Genomic DNA, 17,437 nt, shown 5'->3' with positions numbered 1-17,437 from the left:
ATCCGGCTTCAATGAGGTCGCGCACCGCGCCAAGCCAGACCATCACCGCCGCGCGACCTCACAGAACCCTCCAGATTCCCAAGCTGCTGAAAATCTGATTCGACGTTGCAGGCACATGGAGGCTTGCGATGGCAGCAGCGATAGGCGTTCGATCTGACTATATTTCGGGGGATTTGCGTCGTTTTGCGCGACGAAGTGGTGATCCTGATCAGGTCCGGCGTCTGCTGGCTATTGCGCTGATCCTGGACGGGGCAAGCCGTAGTGAAGCGGCGAAGGTTGCCGGCGTGACGCTACAGATCGTGCGCGACTGGGTCATGCGGTTCAACGAGGGCGGCCCCGGTGGTCTGGCAACGCGCAAGGCGCCGGGGCGGGCCTCGATCCTGAACGACGAACAGCGTACCCGCCTTGCCGAGATTGTTGAGGCTGGGCCGATCCCGGCGGCGCATGGCGTGGTGCGCTGGCGACTGTGCGATCTGGCGCAGTGGGTGTGGGACGAGTTCGCGCTTTCCGTCACGCGCCACACCCTCGGGCGCGAGCTTCGCGCGATGGGCTATCGCAAGCTCTCGGCGCGGCCCCGCCATCGTGGTCAGAAGAGCGATGACATTGCCGATTTTAAAAAAGCTTTGCCGCCCGCCTGACGCAGATCAAGCGGCGGCTCCCGAGAGGAACGCCGGTAGAGCTGTGGTGGCAGGACGAGGCCCGCGTCGGCCAGCAGACCAAGCTCACCCGGCGTTGGGCAAGGCGAGGCACACGACCATCAGCCCCCAAGGATCAGCGTCGGTCCTCAGCATGGCTGTTCGGTGCGATCTGCCCCGCTGAAGGCAAGGCCGCGGGTATCGTCATGCCCCGATGCAACAGCGAGGCAATGAGCATGCATCTTGAGGAAATCGCCTTCCATGTCGCGCCGGGCGCGCATGCCGTCCTGCTGCTCGATCAGGCTGGATGGCACGGCTCTGCCGAACTGGTCGTTCCGCCTAACATCACCCTGATGCCGCTGCCGCCGAGGTGCCCGGAACTCAATCCGGTCAATGCGCGTTGGTATGAGCCGCGGCGGCGCAGGCGTGGTGCTTGAGCACGAGGTTGATGAAATCCTCGCAGGCGGGCGACATTTTTTTCCTGTTGTATGTCACCCACATCTTGGTCGTGGCGCCGACCGCCTTCAGGGGCCGATAGACAACATGCTCCACCTGCAAGGCTTGCAGGGAGGCGGAGAGGACGGAGACGCCGAGACCGGCGGCGATCAGGCCGAGAAGGGTCGAAAGCTCATGGACCTCCTGCGCGATCCTCGGCTCGAAGCCGGCGCCATGACAGAGCGCGAGCCATTGTTCGTGAAATCCCGCGCCGAGACCGCGGACATAGAAAACGAAAGGCTCATTCGCCAGCACGTCCATCGCGAGGGCCTCGCCGCTCGACGCGAGGGGATGGTCCTCCCGCAGCGCGAGAACCAGCCGATCCTCGTAGATTTCCGTCGCCGTCAGGCCGATGGGCAGATCCGGAAGTTGCGCGCCGCGCAGGAAGCCGACCTGAAGGCTGCCGGCATTCAGCGCCTCGATCTGGAAAGAGCTCGGCATCTCGCTCATCGTCAGGCGGACATCCGGGGAATTCTGGCGAAAGGCGAGGATGGCCTTGGTGACGGCCCCGGTGAAAGGCGCCGAAGCCGTCATGCCGATCGTGACCTCGCCGATTTCACCGCGATGGGCCCGGCGCGCCACCTCTACGGCATGTGCCGCCTGTTCGAGCGCCGCCCGCGCCTCCGGCAGAAAGAGCTTTCCGACCTCGGTGAGTTCGACGCGCCGGTTGGTGCGCTCGAAGAGGCGGGTGCCGATTTCCTCTTCAAGAATCTGTATTTGCTGGCTCAAAGGCGGTTGCGAAACGCCGAGGCGCTTGGCTGCGCGGCCGAAATGAAGCTCCTCGGCGACATGGACGAAGTAACGCAGGTGGCGGAGTTCCATCGCAATATTCCGTTTATAATATCAATTAACCTTTATTATATATTAGACGTTATCAATGCCGCGGCGCAATACAAGGCGGGTGTTCGTCACCTGAGAGGCCGTCACGGTCGCTGTGCCTGCGATATGTCGCTCCTCGCCCCCCACAGTGACATGTCGCGGGCCTTCGTCGTGGCGGCTTTCTCGCGTCGGCCGCAGGTCCGCCTGACGCGCTTCGGATCTCCAATGTCGAGGTTGAGCCGTGTTATCCATCGTGCGTATTGCTTTGCAACGGCCCTATACGTTTATCGTCCTTGCAATGGTGATATTGATCGTTGGTGGACTGGCCGCCGTCAGGATGCCCATCGACATTTTCCCCGACATTCGCGTGCCTGTGGTCGCCGTCATCTGGCAATATACGGGGCTGTCGCCCGAGGACATGTCGGGACGGATGGTCTCGCCTTATGAGCGCGTGCTGACGACCACCGTCAACGACATCGAGCACATCGAGGCGCAGTCGATGCAGGGCATCGGCATCGTCAAGATCTACTTCCAGCCCGGCGCCGATATCCGCCTTGCCAATGCACAGATCACCGCCGTCTCGCAGACGGTCCTGAAGCAGATGCCGCCCGGCTCGACGCCGCCGCTGATCCTGAACTACAGCGCCTCGACCGTGCCGATTCTGCAATTGGCGCTGTCGGGCAAGGGGCTGTCGGAGCAGCAGCTCGGCGACTACGCCCTCAACGTCATCCGCACCAACCTCGTGACGGTGCCGGGCGCCGCCGTGCCCTATCCCTATGGCGGCAGGACCAGGCAGGTGCAGGTCGACATCGATCCGGTGGCGCTGCAATCGAAGGGATTGTCGGCGACCGACATCGGCAATGCGATCGCGGCCCAGAACCAGATCAACCCGGCCGGCTTCGTCAAGATCGGGACATTTCAATACAATCTCAGATTGAACAACGCGCCCGACACGATTGAGGCCTTGAACAACATCCCGGTGAAGACCGTGAACGGCGCGACGATCTATATGCGCGACGTCGCCCATGTGCGCGACGGCAGCCCGCCGCAGCAAAATGTCGTGCATGTGAACGGCGCGCGTTCGGTGCTGATGACGATCCTGAAGTCGGGAGCGACATCGACTCTGGCGATCGTGCAGGGCATCAAGTCGCGGTTTCCCGGCTTACAGGAGATATTGCCTCCCAGTTTGAAGATCGTGCCGCTGAACGACCAGTCGCTGTTCGTGAAGGCCGCGATCTCGGGCGTCGTCCGCGAAGGCGTGCTGGCCGCCGTACTGACCAGCCTGATGATCCTGCTCTTTCTCGGCTCGTGGCGGTCGACGGTGATCATCGCCATTTCGATCCCGCTCGCCATTCTCGCCGCGGTGGCGACACTTGCCGCCTTCGGTCAGACTCTCAACATCATGACGCTGGGCGGCCTCGCGCTCGCCGTCGGCATTCTGGTCGACGACGCCACCGTGACCATCGAGAACATCAACTGGCATCTGGAGCAGGGCAAGGACGTCCGCACCGCCATTCTCGACGGCGCCCAGCAGATCGTCGTCCCGGCCTTCGTTTCGCTGCTCTGCATCTGCATCGTTTTCGTGCCGATGTTCTTCCTGCCGGGCGTCGCCGGCTTCCTCTTCGTGCCGATGGCGCTTTCCGTTGTCTTCGCGATGATCGCCTCGTTCATCCTGTCGCGCACGCTGGTGCCGACCATGGCGATGTACCTGCTGCATCCCCACGCACCCGGCCATATGCACGAGGCGGGCGAGCCGGGCCCGACGAAAAATCCGCTGATCCGGTTCCAGCGCGCTTTCGAGCATCGGTTCGAGCGCCTGCGCGACAATTATTCCGGCTATCTCGGGCTCGCGCTCGAGCATCGCATACCGTTCATCATCGGTTTCATGGTCTGCGTCCTGCTCTCCTTTATTCTGCTGCCCTTCCTCGGCCAGAACTTCTTTCCGGCGGTCGATGCGGGGTCGATCACCATGCATGTCCGCGCGCCAGTCGGCACACGGATCGAGGAAACCTCGGCCCTTTTCGACCGGATCGAGCGGCGGATCCATGAGATCATCCCGCCGAGCGAGTTGAATTCGATGGTCGACAATATCGGCCTGCCGGTCAGCGGCATCAACACGACCTACAATGCCACCGGTACCATCGGGCCGCAGGATGGCGACATCCTGATCGGGCTGACGGAAGGCCATCGGCCGACCGACGAATATGTGAAGACATTGCGCGAGCGCCTGCCGCGCGAGTTTCCGACCGCGACCTTCGCGTTCCTGCCGTCGGACATCGTCAGCCAGATTCTCAATTTCGGTGCCCCGGCTCCGATCGACATTCAGGTGATCGGTCCCAATTTCGCGGACGATCGGGACTATGCGATGAAGATATTGCGCGACGTGCGCAAGATTTCCGGCGTCGCCGACGCCCGCATCCAGCAGTCGTCGCAATATCCGCAGCTACGCTTCGACGCCGACCGCACGCGGATCGGCGAACTCGGCCTCACGGAGCGCGACGTCACGAACGGCGTTGCAACGGCGCTTGCAGGCAGCGGCCAGACGGCTCCGGTCTACTGGCTCAATCCGAAGAATGGCGTGTCCTATCAGGTGGTCGCGCAGACGCCCGAATATCTGCTGGATTCGCTCAGCCGGCTGCAAAATCTGCCCATCACCGGCTCTTCGGCGAACGGCACCTTGCAGGTTCTGGGCGGGCTCGGAACCCTGTCGCGCGACACGGCCAACGCCATCGTCTCGCAATACAACATCCAGACCATGGCGAATATCTATGCAACGACGCAGGGCCGGGACCTTGGCGCCGTCGCCGACGACATCAACGACGTGCTGCAAGCGCATGCGAACGAAAGGCCGAAAGGCGTCACCGTTACGCTGCGCGGCCAGTACCAGACGATGAACACGGCCTTCTCCGGCATGGGCTTCGGTCTCCTCGGCGCCGTCGTGATGATCTATCTGCTGATCGTGGTAAATTTCCAGTCATGGCTCGATCCCTTTGTGATCATTACGGCCCTGCCCGGTGCGCTTGCCGGCATCGTCTGGATGTTGTTCGTCACCGATACGACATTGTCGGTGCCTGCCCTGACGGGTGCGATCATGTGCATGGGCGTTGGAACGGCGAACTCCATTCTTGTCGTCAGTTTCGCGCGCGAGCGGCTGACGGCGACGGGCGACGCCGCGAAGGCCGCCCTCGAGGCCGGCTTCACACGTTTCCGTCCGGTGCTGATGACGGCTTTGGCGATGATCATCGGCATGGCGCCGATGGCGCTGGGGCTCGGCGAGGGCGGCGAGCAGAATGCGCCGCTTGGCCGCGCCGTGATCGGCGGACTGATCGTCGCGACCTTCGCCACGCTGATGTTCGTCCCCGTCGTCTTCGCTCTCGTCCACGGTCGCCATCAAACAGCACCCTCCGCCAATCCTGGAGAAGCCTATGCATGAACCCGTCAAGCTCGCCGCGCGGGACAGCCGCAAGCTCAGGCGCGCCGGCCTGATCGGCATCGCGGTCGTCGTCGTTGTCGTCGGCGCGGGGATGATGACCCGTCTCTTCGCCAAGCAGGAATTGAAGAGCTGGACCGCCGAACAGGCGATGCCGACCGTCAGCGTTCTCCGTCCCTCGGTCGACGGTGCCCAGCGTCCGCTGTCCCTGCCGGCCTCGATCGAGGCCTGGTCGCAGGCGCCCGTCTATGCGCGCACCAACGGCTATCTGAAGGCCTGGTACGCCGATATCGGCACGCCGGTGAAGGCGGGGCAGGTCCTCGCCGAAATCGACACGCCCGACGTCGACCTGCAGGTCGCGGCGGCGACCGCCAATCTGGCGACGGCGCAGGCGCAACTTCGTCTGGCGGAAACCACGGCCCAGCGCTGGGGCCGGCTGGTGGCGCAGGATGCCGTGTCGAAGCAGGATGCCGAAACGAAGCGGAGCGATCTCGCCGTCCGGCGTGCCATGGCGAACGCGGCCCAGGCCGATGTGGACCGGCTTCGGACGCTGCAAAGCTTCAGGCGCATCGTCGCGCCCTTCGACGGCGTGGTGACGAGCCGCTCCACCGATATCGGCGCTCTCATCGTTTCGGGCACGGCTGCGGCACGGCCGCTCTTCACCGTGGCGGACGCGAAGAAGATGCGCGTCTATGTGCATGTGCCGCAGAACTTCTCGGCCGATATCAAGGCCGGGATAACCGCGACGCTTGTCCTGCCGGAATATCCGGACCGGAAGTTCCAGGCGACGCTGCTCAACACGTCGCAATCCCTGAGCGATACGACGGGCTCGATGCTGGTTCAGCTCGTGGTCGACAATTCGGACGGGCTTCTCAAGCCGGGGGCCTACACGCAGGTGACCTTCTCGCTGCCGAATACCGGATCGTCGGTCCTTGTTCCGGCGAGCGCATTGATGTTTCGCCCGCAAGGCATGACCGTCGCGGTCGTCGATGGTGACGGCCGTGTGAGGCTCAGAGTGGTCAAGATCGCGCGCGACTTCGGCTCCAAGGTCGAGATCGCAACGGGCCTGTCGATGAACGATCGCATCGTCGACAGTCCACCCGACGCCTTGGCCGATGGCGACCAGGTTCATATTCTCGACTCCTCCGGCGGCCAGTCCTCTCATGCAAACAGCTAGAATTCTGTCCGTCGCCCTCGCCCTTTCGGTGGCGGGCTGCGACATGGCGCCGGATTATGCACCGCCCAAGATCGCGGTGCCTGTGGCCTATAGGGAAGTGGGGCCTTGGGCACCCGCCGCGCCTGCGGACGACTCTCATCGCGGCGCGTGGTGGAGCATATTTCCCGATCCGGTGCTCGACGGGCTCGAACAGCGCATCGAAAAAGAGAGTCCCCGTCTAGCTGCCGCCGTTGCGCGTTTCGATCAGGCGCGGGGCCTCGCCGATCAGGCGCGCTCATCCTTCTTTCCGACGCTCGATCTCGAAACGAGCGCCGAACGCGACCGTCTTTCGGCGAACCGTCCGCTCCAGAACAAGGCGGCGGTCTATAATGACTATGCCGGCGGCCTCGCCGCGAGCTACGAACTCGACCTCTGGGGCCGCGTGCGCAATCTCGTCGCGCAGGGCACGGCCGACGAGCAGGCAAGCGCCGCCGATCTTGCTGCAGTGCGCTTGAGCCTTCAGGCCGTACTCGCGGACGATTATATACGTCTGCGCGGTCTCGACGCGGAAATGGCGCTGCTGTCCGATACGGTCGATGCCTTCAACAAGGCATTGAACCTGACGGTCACGCTTCATTCCGGCGGCGCCTCCTCGGCGATCGACGTCGGTCGCGCGGAGACCCAGCTCGCATCGGCGAAGGCGCAATTGTCCGATGTTGGCGCCGATCGGGCGCTCCTCGAACATGCGATCGCCGCGCTGGTCGGCGAGCCCGCCTCGACCTTCTCGATCGCGCCGGCGGTGCGGAAAATCGCCGTCCCCGTCGTTCCGGTGACGACGCCGTCGGTTCTGCTGCAACGTCGTCCCGACATCGCGGCGGCGGAGCGGCGCGTCGCGGCGGCGAATGCCGGCATCGGCGTTCAGAGAGCGGCCTTCTATCCGGACATTACGCTCGGTCTTTCCGGCGGGTTTGAAAGCGTTGCCGGCGGTCTCCTGACGGCGCCGAGCGCCTTCTGGGCTCTGGGCCCGGCGGACGCGGTTCTCTCCGTCTTCGACGGTGGTGAGCGCAAGGCGGCTCTTGCTGTGGCGCATGGGCAATTCGACGAAGTCGCCGCCGATTACCGGCAGACGGTGCTCGACAGCTTCCGCGAGGTCGAGGACCAGATGGCCTTGGCGAACCGTCTGGCGGAAGAGGCCAGGCATCAGGACGATGCGGTGGCGGCGGCGGCGCGCACCAACAAGCTCGCTTTCGTGCAGTACAAGGAAGGCGCGGCCGACTATCTCGGCGTCGTCACCGCGCAAACCGCCAAGCTTCAGGCCGAGATGGCGGCGCTCAACGTGCAGACGCGCCGGCAGCAAGCCGCCATCGCCCTCATCAGGGCGCTGGGCGGCGGCTGGGAGCAGAAGGGCTGAGCGTCAGGCGCGGCCTTGACATATATAAATGAATTCTAATATATAAGGCATCAACTTGGACCGCGCTGGAGTGCGGCGGAGTTTTGCCGGATGGCCGTGACGGCTGACATCAGAGACCTCGAGGCGAGCGCCGCCGAAGCCTCGAAGCTTCTGAACGCGCTCGCGAACGAGCGGCGTCTCCTGATCCTTTGCCAGATTGCCGGCCGTGAAATGTCGGTCGGCGAAATCCAGGATATCGTGGGGATCAGCCAGTCCGCCTTGTCGCAGCACCTCGCGCTGCTTCGGGAGCAGGGGCTGGTCGCAACGCGGCGCGAATCCCAGACCATCTATTACCGGCTCGCGAGTCCCGAGGCGCAGCGCATCATTGAAACTCTTGCCGATATCTACTGCCCGCCGGTCAAACCATCGCCGCGGAAGAAAAGCCGCTGACCTGTCGTCAGAACGGGATCATTCCGCTCTCCGCATCTCGTTTCCCGGATTGGGGTCCGGGATCAATTCCACGGTACGAAAAGCCCGTTGCAGAATAGGGCGGGGAATGCGGCCATCGACAGCGAAAACCAGCCGGGGACCGCTTCATGCCGCCAATCCCGACCTATTCTGCAACGGGCTCCTATGTGAGTACGACAACTCCACCTAGGACCTGTTGACAAAGCAATAATTGCTTAGGCATGATTAATACTATTCGACAGCTTTCCCATATCCGGCCCTCGCTTTTAGGCCGTCTTATCCTCGCTTTTAGGCCGTCTTATATGTCTTCTCTGGACTCAGCGCTCTACGCCTTCACCAACGCAATACAACCGGTGCGTCGCGCATGGATGCAGGCTGCCGGAACGGCATTCGCCGAAGCCGGCCTCTCGAATTCGCTCGCAACTGTCGTGCTGTTCGTTTCCCGCCTGGGGCCGCAGACGCAGCAGAAGACGCTCGCGCAAGAAGTCGGTGTGAATCCGGCAGCGCTCGCGCGGATGCTGGATCAGGGCGAAACCGCTGGCCTTCTCGTTCGCAACGAGATTCCAGGGGACCGGCGCAGCAAGACTGTCGATCTGCTTCCTAAGGGTGCGCGCCTCGCGTCACGTCTCGAGGAAGCTATCGCGGTACTGCGCTCCAAACTGCTGGCGGATGTGCCGCTATCCGACATCAAAACGACCATACGAGTGTTGCGCCTGCTGGAAGAGCGTTCGCAGGCCCACGTCGACAGCATGCGGGCCAAGGGCAAGTGATGTTTGAACTGTCGCGGTGGCTGTTCGCGGTTAAGCTGTACATTGCAGCGATGATTGCGTTTTCAATCTCGGTCAGGATCGGGCTACCGCAAACATACTGGACGATCGTTACCTGTTGCGTCGTGATGAATCCGTTGACAGGCGCGATCCGGTCGAAGGCGGTCTACCGCTTCACGGGCACGCTTTGCGCCGGAGTCATTTCGCTGCTGCTTGCCGGCGTCTTTGGAAGCGAGCCCTTGCTGTTGATCGTTGCGGCCGGGTTCATCGGGGCAGGGACGTTTGGCAGCTCGGTGCTCGATCGGTCGCCGCGTGGCTATGGCTTTCAATTGTTCGGCCTCACCTTGATGATTGTCGCCGTCGGAGGTATTGACAATCCCGGCAACATGTTCGCCACTGCGGTGGCGCGTCTTTCCGAAATCGGTCTTGGGATCATCTGCTGTACGGTAGTGGACAGCGTGATTGCCCCCCGCTCGCTTGGCCCCACATTGCGCCAGAGGCTTCGCTCATGGCGGTCGGACATGCAGAACTGGATAGCCGACTCTTTCCGCGGGCAGGTCCTGGAACCAAAGGCCGCTGAGGACAGGCTGAAGATCATCGCCGATGTCACGGCACTCTCCGTATTGGCCGCCCATCTGCGTTACGATCCGCTTGTCAGCCGCAGGGAACGCGAGCTTACGTTTGCGATGCAGCGGCGCGTTCTGCGCTTGGTTCCGACCCTCGCAGCGACCGCGTCGCGCATCGTCGGCGCCAATGACGCCGAGCGGACGGTGCTTGCGTCCGTGCTTGAAGAAGCCAACCAATATGCGCAGGACGGCCGTGCTGCGGATAGCGGATTGGTCGCGCGATTGCGCGATGCAACATCCAGTATCGAACCCAGTACGCCTTGGCGGCAGCTGGTCCGCGAGGATCTGACTGAACTGGTCACCGATGCGCTGCGCATCTGGGCGGAAGTTCGTCAACTCGATGCCGCGCTTAACGATGACGCCGTGCTGGAACCCAAGCTGGAGCGGCAAGTGCGAGGAACCAAAGCTTTTCCGCTCAGACCGGATCCAAGTGCTGCGAGGCGTCTAGCGATAGCTGCCCTGTTGGGCTATTCGGTGCTCTGTGTCTTATGGTGGGCGACGGGCTGGGAGGCAGGTTCTGGCGCGGTCCTGATCGGTGTCGTCGCATTGGCATTCTTCGGTGGTGTTGATGAAGCCGAACACGCGATTGCTACGTTCGGGCGTTTTGCGGCCTTTGCGTTGCTGTTTGCCGGTATCCTGAGTTACGGCCTGCTTCCTATGGCGGACAATTTTCCATCGTTTCTTATCGCGATGGCCATCTTCATGTTGCCTCTGGGCGCGTGGGCGGCAACCAACCCACAAGCCACATTGCTCATGGCGCTGGGGCTCAGCACGATAAATCTTCAAGGAACATACAGTCCGCTGAATTTCGGTGCGTTTCTTGAGGCGGGCTTTGCAAGCCTGCTGGGTGTCTTCGTTGCTTATTCCTGTATCGGGTTGCTCGGACGGAGCGGAACGGCGCAGGCTTTGCTCCGTCTAACGCAGATGGAACGTGCCGATATCGTGAAGCTCAGTTATCGTGCCACGGAGAAGGACCGAGATGACTATATCGATCGTGCTCTCGACCGCCTCGGCTCGATCATTCCAAGACTCGGTGCCGTAGAGCAGACGGATCAGAGTGCTCGGTTGCTCTCATGGTTGCGCGCGGGCGTGAATATCGCGGATCTGCGGCGCAGCACTGAATCCCTGGCGGGATCTGCCCGTTTGGAGTCGGAATATCTGCTTGATGCTCTGCGGCAGGAAATCGGCTCAGCAGAGTTGTCACCGGCCCTACTTGCCAGGATAGACCACATGCTGACGGCCGCCTGGAAAGAAGCCCCCGACCCGTCGCACCATGCGTTTATTCGCAGTCTGATCAGATTGCGTCTTGCGCTCTTTGAAAATGGGCCACAATGGGTCCCTGCAACATGATTGGGGAATTCGATATTGCGGGGGTGTTCGTCTCGCCACTTTTGCTTTGCCTTCTAGCGGCTTTTCTGGCGCGCATTCTTATCGGCCGTGTTCTGGAAGCGACGGGCATCTATCGTGCTATATGGCACCAGTCGTTGTTCAGCATATCCCTGTTCTTCGTCCTTGTCGGCGCGGTCTTCGCGCTTCTACAGGCTGTGACAAGTTGAAAGCGTGAAACGATGACTCGCGAACTCACCGTTCGTCTTCTGAAGATCGTTCCTACAGTGATTCTGGCATTTTTGGCCTGTTTAGTGCTGTGGCATCTATATGTCTATTACACTTACGCACCGCAAACGCGCGATGGAAGGATCCGCGCCGATGTGGTGCCACTCGCGGCGGACGTGTCGGGGAGCGTGGAACAGGTTCTCGTACATGATAATCAAAGGGTGCAGCGTGGTCAAATTTTGTTTGTCATCGATCATGTGCGCTATGCCAATGCGCTGGATAGAGCCGAGGCCGCGCTGGCGCAGGCCAAGGCCACGGTCGACGCGGCCGAACGGGAGGATAACCGTTACGCCAAACTCGCTAGAGTGCGCGCGGTGCCAATGCAGGTGAGCGACAATGCAAGGTCGGGGGCCGAGGAGGCACGCGCCGCCTACGCCCAGGCAGTCGCGAACCGGGATCTGGCGCGCATCAATCTGGCGCGCACCAAGGTGCGTGCGCCCGTCAACGGCATCATCACGAATTTTTCCTTGCGACCAGGCGCCTATTCTGTGGCAGGCCAGCCCGTGTTGGCGATCGTGGATAGCAACAGTTTCTATGTTTCCGGCTATTTTGAGGAGACGAAGCTTGCCTACGTGCATGATGGCATGCACGCCACGATCTGGATCATGGGCGAGGACAAGCCGCTCGATGGCCACGTCACGGGCCTTTCGGCGGGCATCGACGACAGGGAGCGCACAACAGTGTCGGGCACGTTGCTTGCCAACGTCAATCCCACCTTTAGCTGGGTTCGCCTTGCCCAGCGCGTTCCCGTCCGGATCGCCATAGACCACGTTCCGCGCGGAACGGTATTGATTGCGGGGCGCACGGCGACCGTGACGCTTGACGGTGCTAACATGAATATCTTCAAGTTCGGCAATCCGCTCTAGGGTCTGTCTTCAGTTGAGCAGAATGATAGATCCTGCAAGGTATACGGCTGACAGGAAATTTCTCGCAATGAAACAAAGGTCGATCTCCTCAATAACGAGGCGATCGCAAAGACCATCATCGAGTTGTTGCGTGAAAAGCCTGAGCGCGCCGTGACAATTGGGGTTCATGGTGACTGGGGTGCGGGAAAATCAAGCATCCTAGAAATGATCGAGAACGACCTCGATTTGGATGCGGATGTGCTCTGTATCAAATTCAATGGATGGCGTTTTCAAGGATTTGAAGATGCCAAAATCGCGCTCATCGAAGGAATCGTTACTGCACTTCTAGAAAAGCGCCCTTTGCTCACGCAAGCCGGCTTGGCGGTGAAAGACATCTTCAAGCGCATCGACTGGCTCAAGATCGCGCGCCACGGTGGCGGTCTCGCGTTTACTGCGTTCACGGGCATTCCTACGGCCCATCAAGTCGACGCGGTGGTCGACACCTTGAAGGACATATTCTCCGATCCCTCGAAGCTCACCACGCAGGAGAATTACGACAAGGCCATCGACGGTGTGCGAGGTCTGCTGAAGCCGGGAGAGTCGAAGAATGTTCCGGAAGAGATTGAGGCCTTCCGGAAAGCTTTTGACGACCTGCTCAAACAGGCGGGGGTCAAGCAACTGATCGTCCTCATTGACGATCTCGACCGCTGCCTGCCGGACACAGCGATTGAAACACTTGAAGCCGTCCGCCTGTTCGTATTCACCGCCCGCACCGCGTTCATCGTAGCGGCCGACGAGGCGATGATCGAATATTCGGTGCGCAAGCATTTCCCCGAACTCCCAGACACGACCGGACCTCGCGACTATGCGCGCAACTATCTCGAAAAGCTGATCCAGATACCGTTCCGGATTCCGGCTTTGGGCGAGACCGAAACCCGCATCTACGTTACCTTGCTGCTCGTCGGCGCGGAGTTGGGCGAGGACGATCCCACTTACTCGGCGCTCATCACCGTGGCGCGCGAATTACTCAAACGCCCTTGGCAGACGGCCGGGCTCGATGCGCAGACGGTCAAGACCGCCTTGGGCGACAAAGCCGGCAAGGTCCAGAATGCGCTCACCTTGAGTGATCAGATCGGTCCGATCCTGGCCAGCGGAACTCAGGGCAATCCGCGACAGATCAAGCGTTTCCTGAACACCCTGCTGCTGCGCCATCAGATCGCGCTTGCTCGCGGTTTCGGCGAAGAGGTGAAGCTGCCCGTCTTGGCCAAACTCATGTTGGCCGAACGGTTCCTTTCCAGATTGTTCGACCAGATCGCCAGTGCCGCCGCCCGCGACCCGGACGGTCGGTGCGTAGATTTGGCCGCGCTCGAAGCTGCGGCGTCGGAGGAGAAGCCGGCCCCTAAAGCGAAGCAGGCGGGGCCGAAAATCAGTTCCATTGATGACGCTAAGCCGACCACCGTACCGAACTCCAAGGACAGCGCCATCCTGACAGAATGGAAGGCAGCCGATGCGATAAAGGCCTGGGCGCGGCTTTCACCAGCTTTGGCGGAAGTCGATCTGCGCCCCTATCTGTTCGTAACCAAGGATCGGAAGGACTATTTCGGCGCGGCTTCCGTGCTCGGGCGTCTCGCCGCAGTGGTCGAAAAGCTGATGGGACCGAAACTGGCAGTTCAGGCGTTCGAAGGCGAACTCAAGCAGCTTGTTCCGGCCGAGGCCGCCCAAGTCTTCGAGGAACTGCGTGGGCGCGTCATGGGCGGCGATGCCTTCGACACCGCGCCTCCTGGAATAGATGGGCTCGCCGTGTTGGTTCGCGCTCATCCGACATTGCAGGCTAACCTTCTCGACTTGCTCGAAGCCGTGCCAGCCGATCGGTGCGGTCCGTGGCCCGCGTCGGGTTGGGAGGGCGTCATCAAGGATTCCGGCGCGTTGACGCGGTTCGAGAAGCTACTCCAAGGATGGTCCACTTCCGGTTCGACTTTCCTGAAGACGACGGCAAGCGCCGCGCTCCGCACGCGGAAAGGTGGGCGCTGATGGGCACGTCGAGCGCCTACGGCGGTGCAGGCGGCGGCACGCCACTTATTCCGAGCTGGTTGCAGGATGATGGTGGGGCTGGTAGTGCGGGTGATGGCGACGGGACGCCACCGTCGTCACCCGATGGAACGCCCCCAGCAGTTCCTCCCGCGCCAGCGCCCCGTCCGACCGCCCCGGCAGGTGCATCGGATCGGTTCACGTCCGCCCGAACCAATTTCACGCGCTTCGTAAGCTCGGGCGGCAGCGACCGCAAGAGTCTCGGCCGCGCTGTCTCGCAATATGTGTCCAAATCCGCGGGTGGTTCCCGCCAAGCCGCGCAGCGCATGGGCTCATCGCGCGGCACAGGCGCTGGCCTGGTCCGATTCCTTAATGACGCCAGTGCAAATGGCGTTCGTGAAGCACTGCGGACGCTCAACCTCGAAAGCCTCGCCGGGCGGCCGATCGAGGAAGTGTTTGCCGGTCTCGCTGACTACATCTGTCCCGAAGGCGGGTCCATCGACGAGGGCATCGCCCGAGACGCCTTCGTCGAGACCATCGCTGATCTCGCCGGTGCCGGCATCACCGACATCGACGCGTTAACATCGGGCCAGATTCAGACTGTCTTCGAGTTGTATGCGACGCACGCGATTGAGGTCCGTATCTGCAACGACGTAGGCATGAAGGTCGTCACTTTGCCTGCCGATCCGCGCGTGGCCGAGAGTATTGAGGCGCAACTGCGTGATTTCATCCAGCGCGCAGTCAGCGACGCGATCAACGCCGCAGGCGTCAACATCCAGTCGCTGACCCCTGATGCGGTGATGGGCTTCGTGACCAACGTCTATCAATCCGCCTTCGACGTGTTGCAGACGATGGGCGACGGGGAGGCAGCGAAATGAGGCGTCATGTCATCATCGGTCGTTTCGGGTCGGACGATAAGACCCGCGTCCCGAAGGCGCGCGACGAGTTTGCATCGACCTTGCAGTTGGTGGCGGGCAAGCGTCTCGACCACGGGATCGGCCGCGCCTTAGCCGATCTCAAGGCGCTGCATCTGACCCCGAGCGAGATCGGCGCGGACATGCTGGTGGTCGCGGCCCATGTCCATGCGGCGGACACACGCATCTCTCGCTCCACGGAATCGCAGGACGCCTGGACGCGCGAGATTCGGCTGGTCATCCCCGTGAGCGATCCGGTGCGATGGACGGCGGCCGCGCCCATTCTGGTCCGCGCCTTGAACTTCCTGACCGGCGACAGGTGGGATGTTGGATTCCGCAAGCGGGCCAAGGGTTATGCAAAACTGGTTTCCGACGCGGCACCCACCCTTATCCCCGCTCCATTCGACGGCGTTAGTCTGTTCTCCGGTGGTTTGGACAGTCTGATCGGCGCGATCGACAGCTTGAATGCGGGCGAGACGCCGCTTCTGGTCAGCCATGCCGGCGAAGGGCTGGTGAGCAAGTCGCAGGAGCAATGTTTCGACGGTTTGAAAGCCGCTTACAAAGCGTCCGCCTTTGATAGGCTGCGGGTGTGGATGAGTTTCGATAGCGGGCTGGTCGAGGATGTCGGATCGGAGGATACGACGCGCGGCCGCTCGTTCCTGTTCTTCTCGTTGGGCATCGCCGCCGGCACCGCGCTTGGCCGCGACTTCGTGCTCAAAGTTCCGGAGAACGGCTTGATCGCGCTCAATGTGCCGCTCGATCGGCTTCGGCTGGGCGCGCTCAGCACCCGGACGACGCATCCTTTCTACATGGCACGGTGGAATGATTTGCTCCGTACGCTTGGCGTCGGGGGGAAGGTCCAGAATCCCTATTGGGACAAGACCAAGGGTGAAATGGTAGCTCAGTGTGCCAATCCCGCCCTGTTGAAGCAGCTCGCCCCAGTGTCGTTATCATGTTCGTCACCGACGAAGGGGCGCTGGACCAAGAAGCCGCAGGGACATTGCGGTTACTGCCTGCCGTGTCTTATTCGGCGGGCCTCCCTGCGGGGCACGGACACGACAGTTTACGGGGTGCCCGACTTAGAGGCTGTCACATTGGATACCAGACAGGCCGAGGGACAACAGGTCCGATCCTTCCAGATTGCCATCGCACGGCTATTGAGGCGCCCGGAACTCGCCAAGGCCCTAATCCATAAGCCGGGGCCGCTTTATGACGATCGTTCTCGGCATGATGCTCTAGCCGATGTCTATCGTCGCGGGTTGGAGGAGGTTGGCCGCTTGCTGACCGGCGTTCGCGCCGCACCATCGTGAGAGGCTCCATGCGATCGGCTTTCGTCGATTTTCATTGTCACCTCGATCTCTACCCCGACCATGTGGCCGAGGTGGAGAGTTGCGAGCGTGACGGTGTGTTCACTCTTACCGTGACGACCACGCCCAAGGCGTGGGCACGGAACCACGAGCTGGCGTCCGCCACACGCCATGTCCGCGCCGCCCTCGGCCTGCATCCTCAATTGGTTGCCGACCGGGCGCACGAGATCGGACTATGGGAGGAATTGCTACCGAACACCCGCTATGTAGGTGAGGTCGGGCTGGACGCCGGCCCACGGTTCTACAGGTCGTTCGAGACGCAGAAGGAGATTTTTGCTCGCGTGTTGTCGCTCTGCGCCGCAGCTGGCAACAAGATCGTCACGACCCATAGCGTCCGCGCGACCGAGGCCGTGCTTGATATGATCGAGCAGCACATGCCGCCGCCGCGAGGGCGCGTGGTGCTGCATTGGTTCACAGGCACCGCAGCGGAAGCCAGGAGAGCGGTCGATCTAGGCTGCTATTTTTCGGTGAACGCTGAGATGCTCAACAATGAGAAACGGGCCGTGATTACCAAGACACTGCCATTGGATCGTATTTTAACAGAAACAGACGGTCCATTTACACAAACCGATGGCCGGCCCACCAGACCGAGAGATGTCTGGATCGCGGTAGAGGCCCTCGCGCGTCTACACGCGATGCCGCCGGCAGATATGTCCGCCACGATCATACGGAATCTGAAAAGCTTGCTAGAGCAACCGTAGGCACGTTCACTCGGACTGCCGACTTATCTCTGCTGCACGTCCCCATACGAGCGTCATAATCAGAGAAGAGGTATTTGGTGCGCGGTGAGAAGTCTGCTTCAGACGGATACCGTTGAAAAACTCCGCCATTGCTGTCGCATGGGCGCGCGTGATTCAATCCTCTGACCGATTTGCGGAGGATT

General features: G+C 61.7%; 15 protein-coding genes. 14 read left to right on the top strand and 1 reads right to left on the bottom strand.

Going from position 1 to position 17,437, the window contains the following annotated elements:
• Window positions 1-128: 128 nt before the first annotated feature.
• Together F2P47_RS18170 and F2P47_RS18165 are read left to right on the top strand one after the other, a co-directional pair.
• The gene (locus F2P47_RS18170; RefSeq protein ID WP_152217618.1) at window positions 129-638 is read left to right on the top strand and encodes a helix-turn-helix domain-containing protein; all 510 of its coding nucleotides are present in this window, start codon (window positions 129-131) and stop codon (window positions 636-638) included.
• Window positions 635-1,072 (top strand): IS630 family transposase, encoded by a 438-nt coding sequence (locus F2P47_RS18165; RefSeq protein ID WP_152217617.1) that lies wholly within the window; start codon window positions 635-637, stop codon window positions 1,070-1,072. Before F2P47_RS18170 ends, F2P47_RS18165 begins: the two co-directional genes overlap by 4 nt.
• Here F2P47_RS18165 and F2P47_RS17145 read toward each other — a convergent pair.
• Window positions 1,026-1,952, bottom strand: coding sequence for a LysR substrate-binding domain-containing protein (locus F2P47_RS17145; protein WP_152217616.1), 927 nt, complete (start codon window positions 1,950-1,952; stop codon window positions 1,026-1,028). The genes F2P47_RS18165 and F2P47_RS17145 overlap by 47 nt on opposite strands.
• A gap of 238 nt (window positions 1,953-2,190) precedes the next feature.
• Here F2P47_RS17145 and F2P47_RS17140 point away from each other — a divergent pair, with 238 nt between their 5' ends.
• The 12 genes from F2P47_RS17140 (at window position 2,191) to qatD (ending at window position 17,255) form a co-directional block, all read left to right on the top strand.
• Entirely contained in the window at window positions 2,191-5,382 is a 3,192-nt protein-coding gene (locus F2P47_RS17140) for an efflux RND transporter permease subunit (protein WP_152217615.1), read from the top strand.
• Window positions 5,375-6,556 carry an efflux RND transporter periplasmic adaptor subunit gene (locus F2P47_RS17135; protein WP_152217614.1) on the top strand — a complete coding sequence of 394 codons (1,182 nt, stop codon included), beginning with the start codon at window positions 5,375-5,377 and terminating at the stop codon, window positions 6,554-6,556. Before F2P47_RS17140 ends, F2P47_RS17135 begins: the two co-directional genes overlap by 8 nt.
• Window positions 6,543-7,946, top strand: a complete 1,404-nt coding sequence (locus F2P47_RS17130; RefSeq protein ID WP_152217613.1) for an efflux transporter outer membrane subunit — start codon at window positions 6,543-6,545, stop codon at window positions 7,944-7,946. The genes F2P47_RS17135 and F2P47_RS17130 overlap by 14 nt, the downstream gene beginning before the upstream one ends.
• A gap of 90 nt (window positions 7,947-8,036) precedes the next feature.
• Window positions 8,037-8,375: an ArsR/SmtB family transcription factor gene (locus F2P47_RS17125; RefSeq protein ID WP_152217612.1), complete on the top strand. Its 339-nt coding sequence runs from the start codon at window positions 8,037-8,039 to the stop codon at window positions 8,373-8,375.
• Window positions 8,376-8,695: 320 nt separating this feature from the next.
• Window positions 8,696-9,163 carry a MarR family winged helix-turn-helix transcriptional regulator gene (locus F2P47_RS17120; protein WP_152217611.1) on the top strand — a complete coding sequence of 156 codons (468 nt, stop codon included), beginning with the start codon at window positions 8,696-8,698 and terminating at the stop codon, window positions 9,161-9,163.
• Window positions 9,163-11,136 (top strand): FUSC family protein, encoded by a 1,974-nt coding sequence (locus tag F2P47_RS17115; RefSeq protein ID WP_204886752.1) that lies wholly within the window; start codon window positions 9,163-9,165, stop codon window positions 11,134-11,136. The genes F2P47_RS17120 and F2P47_RS17115 overlap by 1 nt, the downstream gene beginning before the upstream one ends.
• Window positions 11,118-11,342: a DUF1656 domain-containing protein gene (locus tag F2P47_RS17110; protein ID WP_343032323.1), complete on the top strand. Its 225-nt coding sequence runs from the start codon at window positions 11,118-11,120 to the stop codon at window positions 11,340-11,342. The genes F2P47_RS17115 and F2P47_RS17110 overlap by 19 nt, the downstream gene beginning before the upstream one ends.
• Window positions 11,343-11,354: 12 nt before the next feature.
• Window positions 11,355-12,266: an efflux RND transporter periplasmic adaptor subunit gene (locus F2P47_RS17105; protein ID WP_152217608.1), complete on the top strand. Its 912-nt coding sequence runs from the start codon at window positions 11,355-11,357 to the stop codon at window positions 12,264-12,266.
• A gap of 57 nt (window positions 12,267-12,323) precedes the next feature.
• Window positions 12,324-14,276 (top strand): Qat anti-phage system ATPase QatA, encoded by a 1,953-nt coding sequence (gene qatA, locus F2P47_RS17100; protein WP_152217607.1) that lies wholly within the window; start codon window positions 12,324-12,326, stop codon window positions 14,274-14,276.
• Window positions 14,276-15,151, top strand: a complete 876-nt coding sequence (gene qatB, locus F2P47_RS17095) for a Qat anti-phage system associated protein QatB (protein ID WP_152217606.1) — start codon at window positions 14,276-14,278, stop codon at window positions 15,149-15,151. The genes qatA and qatB overlap by 1 nt, the downstream gene beginning before the upstream one ends.
• Window positions 15,148-16,497, top strand: a complete 1,350-nt coding sequence (gene qatC / locus F2P47_RS17090) for a Qat anti-phage system QueC-like protein QatC (RefSeq protein ID WP_152217605.1) — start codon at window positions 15,148-15,150, stop codon at window positions 16,495-16,497. Before qatB ends, qatC begins: the two co-directional genes overlap by 4 nt.
• A gap of 8 nt (window positions 16,498-16,505) precedes the next feature.
• Window positions 16,506-17,255, top strand: coding sequence for a Qat anti-phage system TatD family nuclease QatD (qatD, locus tag F2P47_RS17085; RefSeq protein WP_152217604.1), 750 nt, complete (start codon window positions 16,506-16,508; stop codon window positions 17,253-17,255).
• Window positions 17,256-17,437: the final 182 nt, after the last annotated feature.

It is taken from the genome of Parvibaculum sedimenti (assembly GCF_009184905.1).
Taxonomy (GTDB): Bacteria; Pseudomonadota; Alphaproteobacteria; order Parvibaculales; family Parvibaculaceae; genus Parvibaculum; species Parvibaculum sedimenti.
This window is presented reverse-complemented; position numbering and strand designations above follow the sequence as displayed.

What these genes read in the sequence shown, in the direction of transcription:
- F2P47_RS18170 (WP_152217618.1), top strand. Translation starts at nt 129, where the DNA reads ATGGCAGCAGCGATAGGCGTTCGATCTGACTATATTTCGGGGGATTTG.
- qatD (WP_152217604.1), top strand. Translation starts at nt 16,506, where the DNA reads ATGCGATCGGCTTTCGTCGATTTTCATTGTCACCTCGATCTCTACCCC.
- F2P47_RS17130 (WP_152217613.1), top strand. Translation starts at nt 6,543, where the DNA reads ATGCAAACAGCTAGAATTCTGTCCGTCGCCCTCGCCCTTTCGGTGGCG.
- qatB (WP_152217606.1), top strand. Translation starts at nt 14,276, where the DNA reads ATGGGCACGTCGAGCGCCTACGGCGGTGCAGGCGGCGGCACGCCACTT.
- qatC (WP_152217605.1), top strand. Translation starts at nt 15,148, where the DNA reads ATGAGGCGTCATGTCATCATCGGTCGTTTCGGGTCGGACGATAAGACC.
- F2P47_RS17125 (WP_152217612.1), top strand. Translation starts at nt 8,037, where the DNA reads ATGGCCGTGACGGCTGACATCAGAGACCTCGAGGCGAGCGCCGCCGAA.
- F2P47_RS17110 (WP_343032323.1), top strand. Translation starts at nt 11,118, where the DNA reads ATGGGTCCCTGCAACATGATTGGGGAATTCGATATTGCGGGGGTGTTC.
- F2P47_RS17135 (WP_152217614.1), top strand. Translation starts at nt 5,375, where the DNA reads ATGCATGAACCCGTCAAGCTCGCCGCGCGGGACAGCCGCAAGCTCAGG.
- F2P47_RS17145 (WP_152217616.1), bottom strand. Translation starts at nt 1,952, where the DNA reads ATGGAACTCCGCCACCTGCGTTACTTCGTCCATGTCGCCGAGGAGCTT.
- F2P47_RS17105 (WP_152217608.1), top strand. Translation starts at nt 11,355, where the DNA reads ATGACTCGCGAACTCACCGTTCGTCTTCTGAAGATCGTTCCTACAGTG.
- F2P47_RS17115 (WP_204886752.1), top strand. Translation starts at nt 9,163, where the DNA reads ATGTTTGAACTGTCGCGGTGGCTGTTCGCGGTTAAGCTGTACATTGCA.
- F2P47_RS17120 (WP_152217611.1), top strand. Translation starts at nt 8,696, where the DNA reads ATGTCTTCTCTGGACTCAGCGCTCTACGCCTTCACCAACGCAATACAA.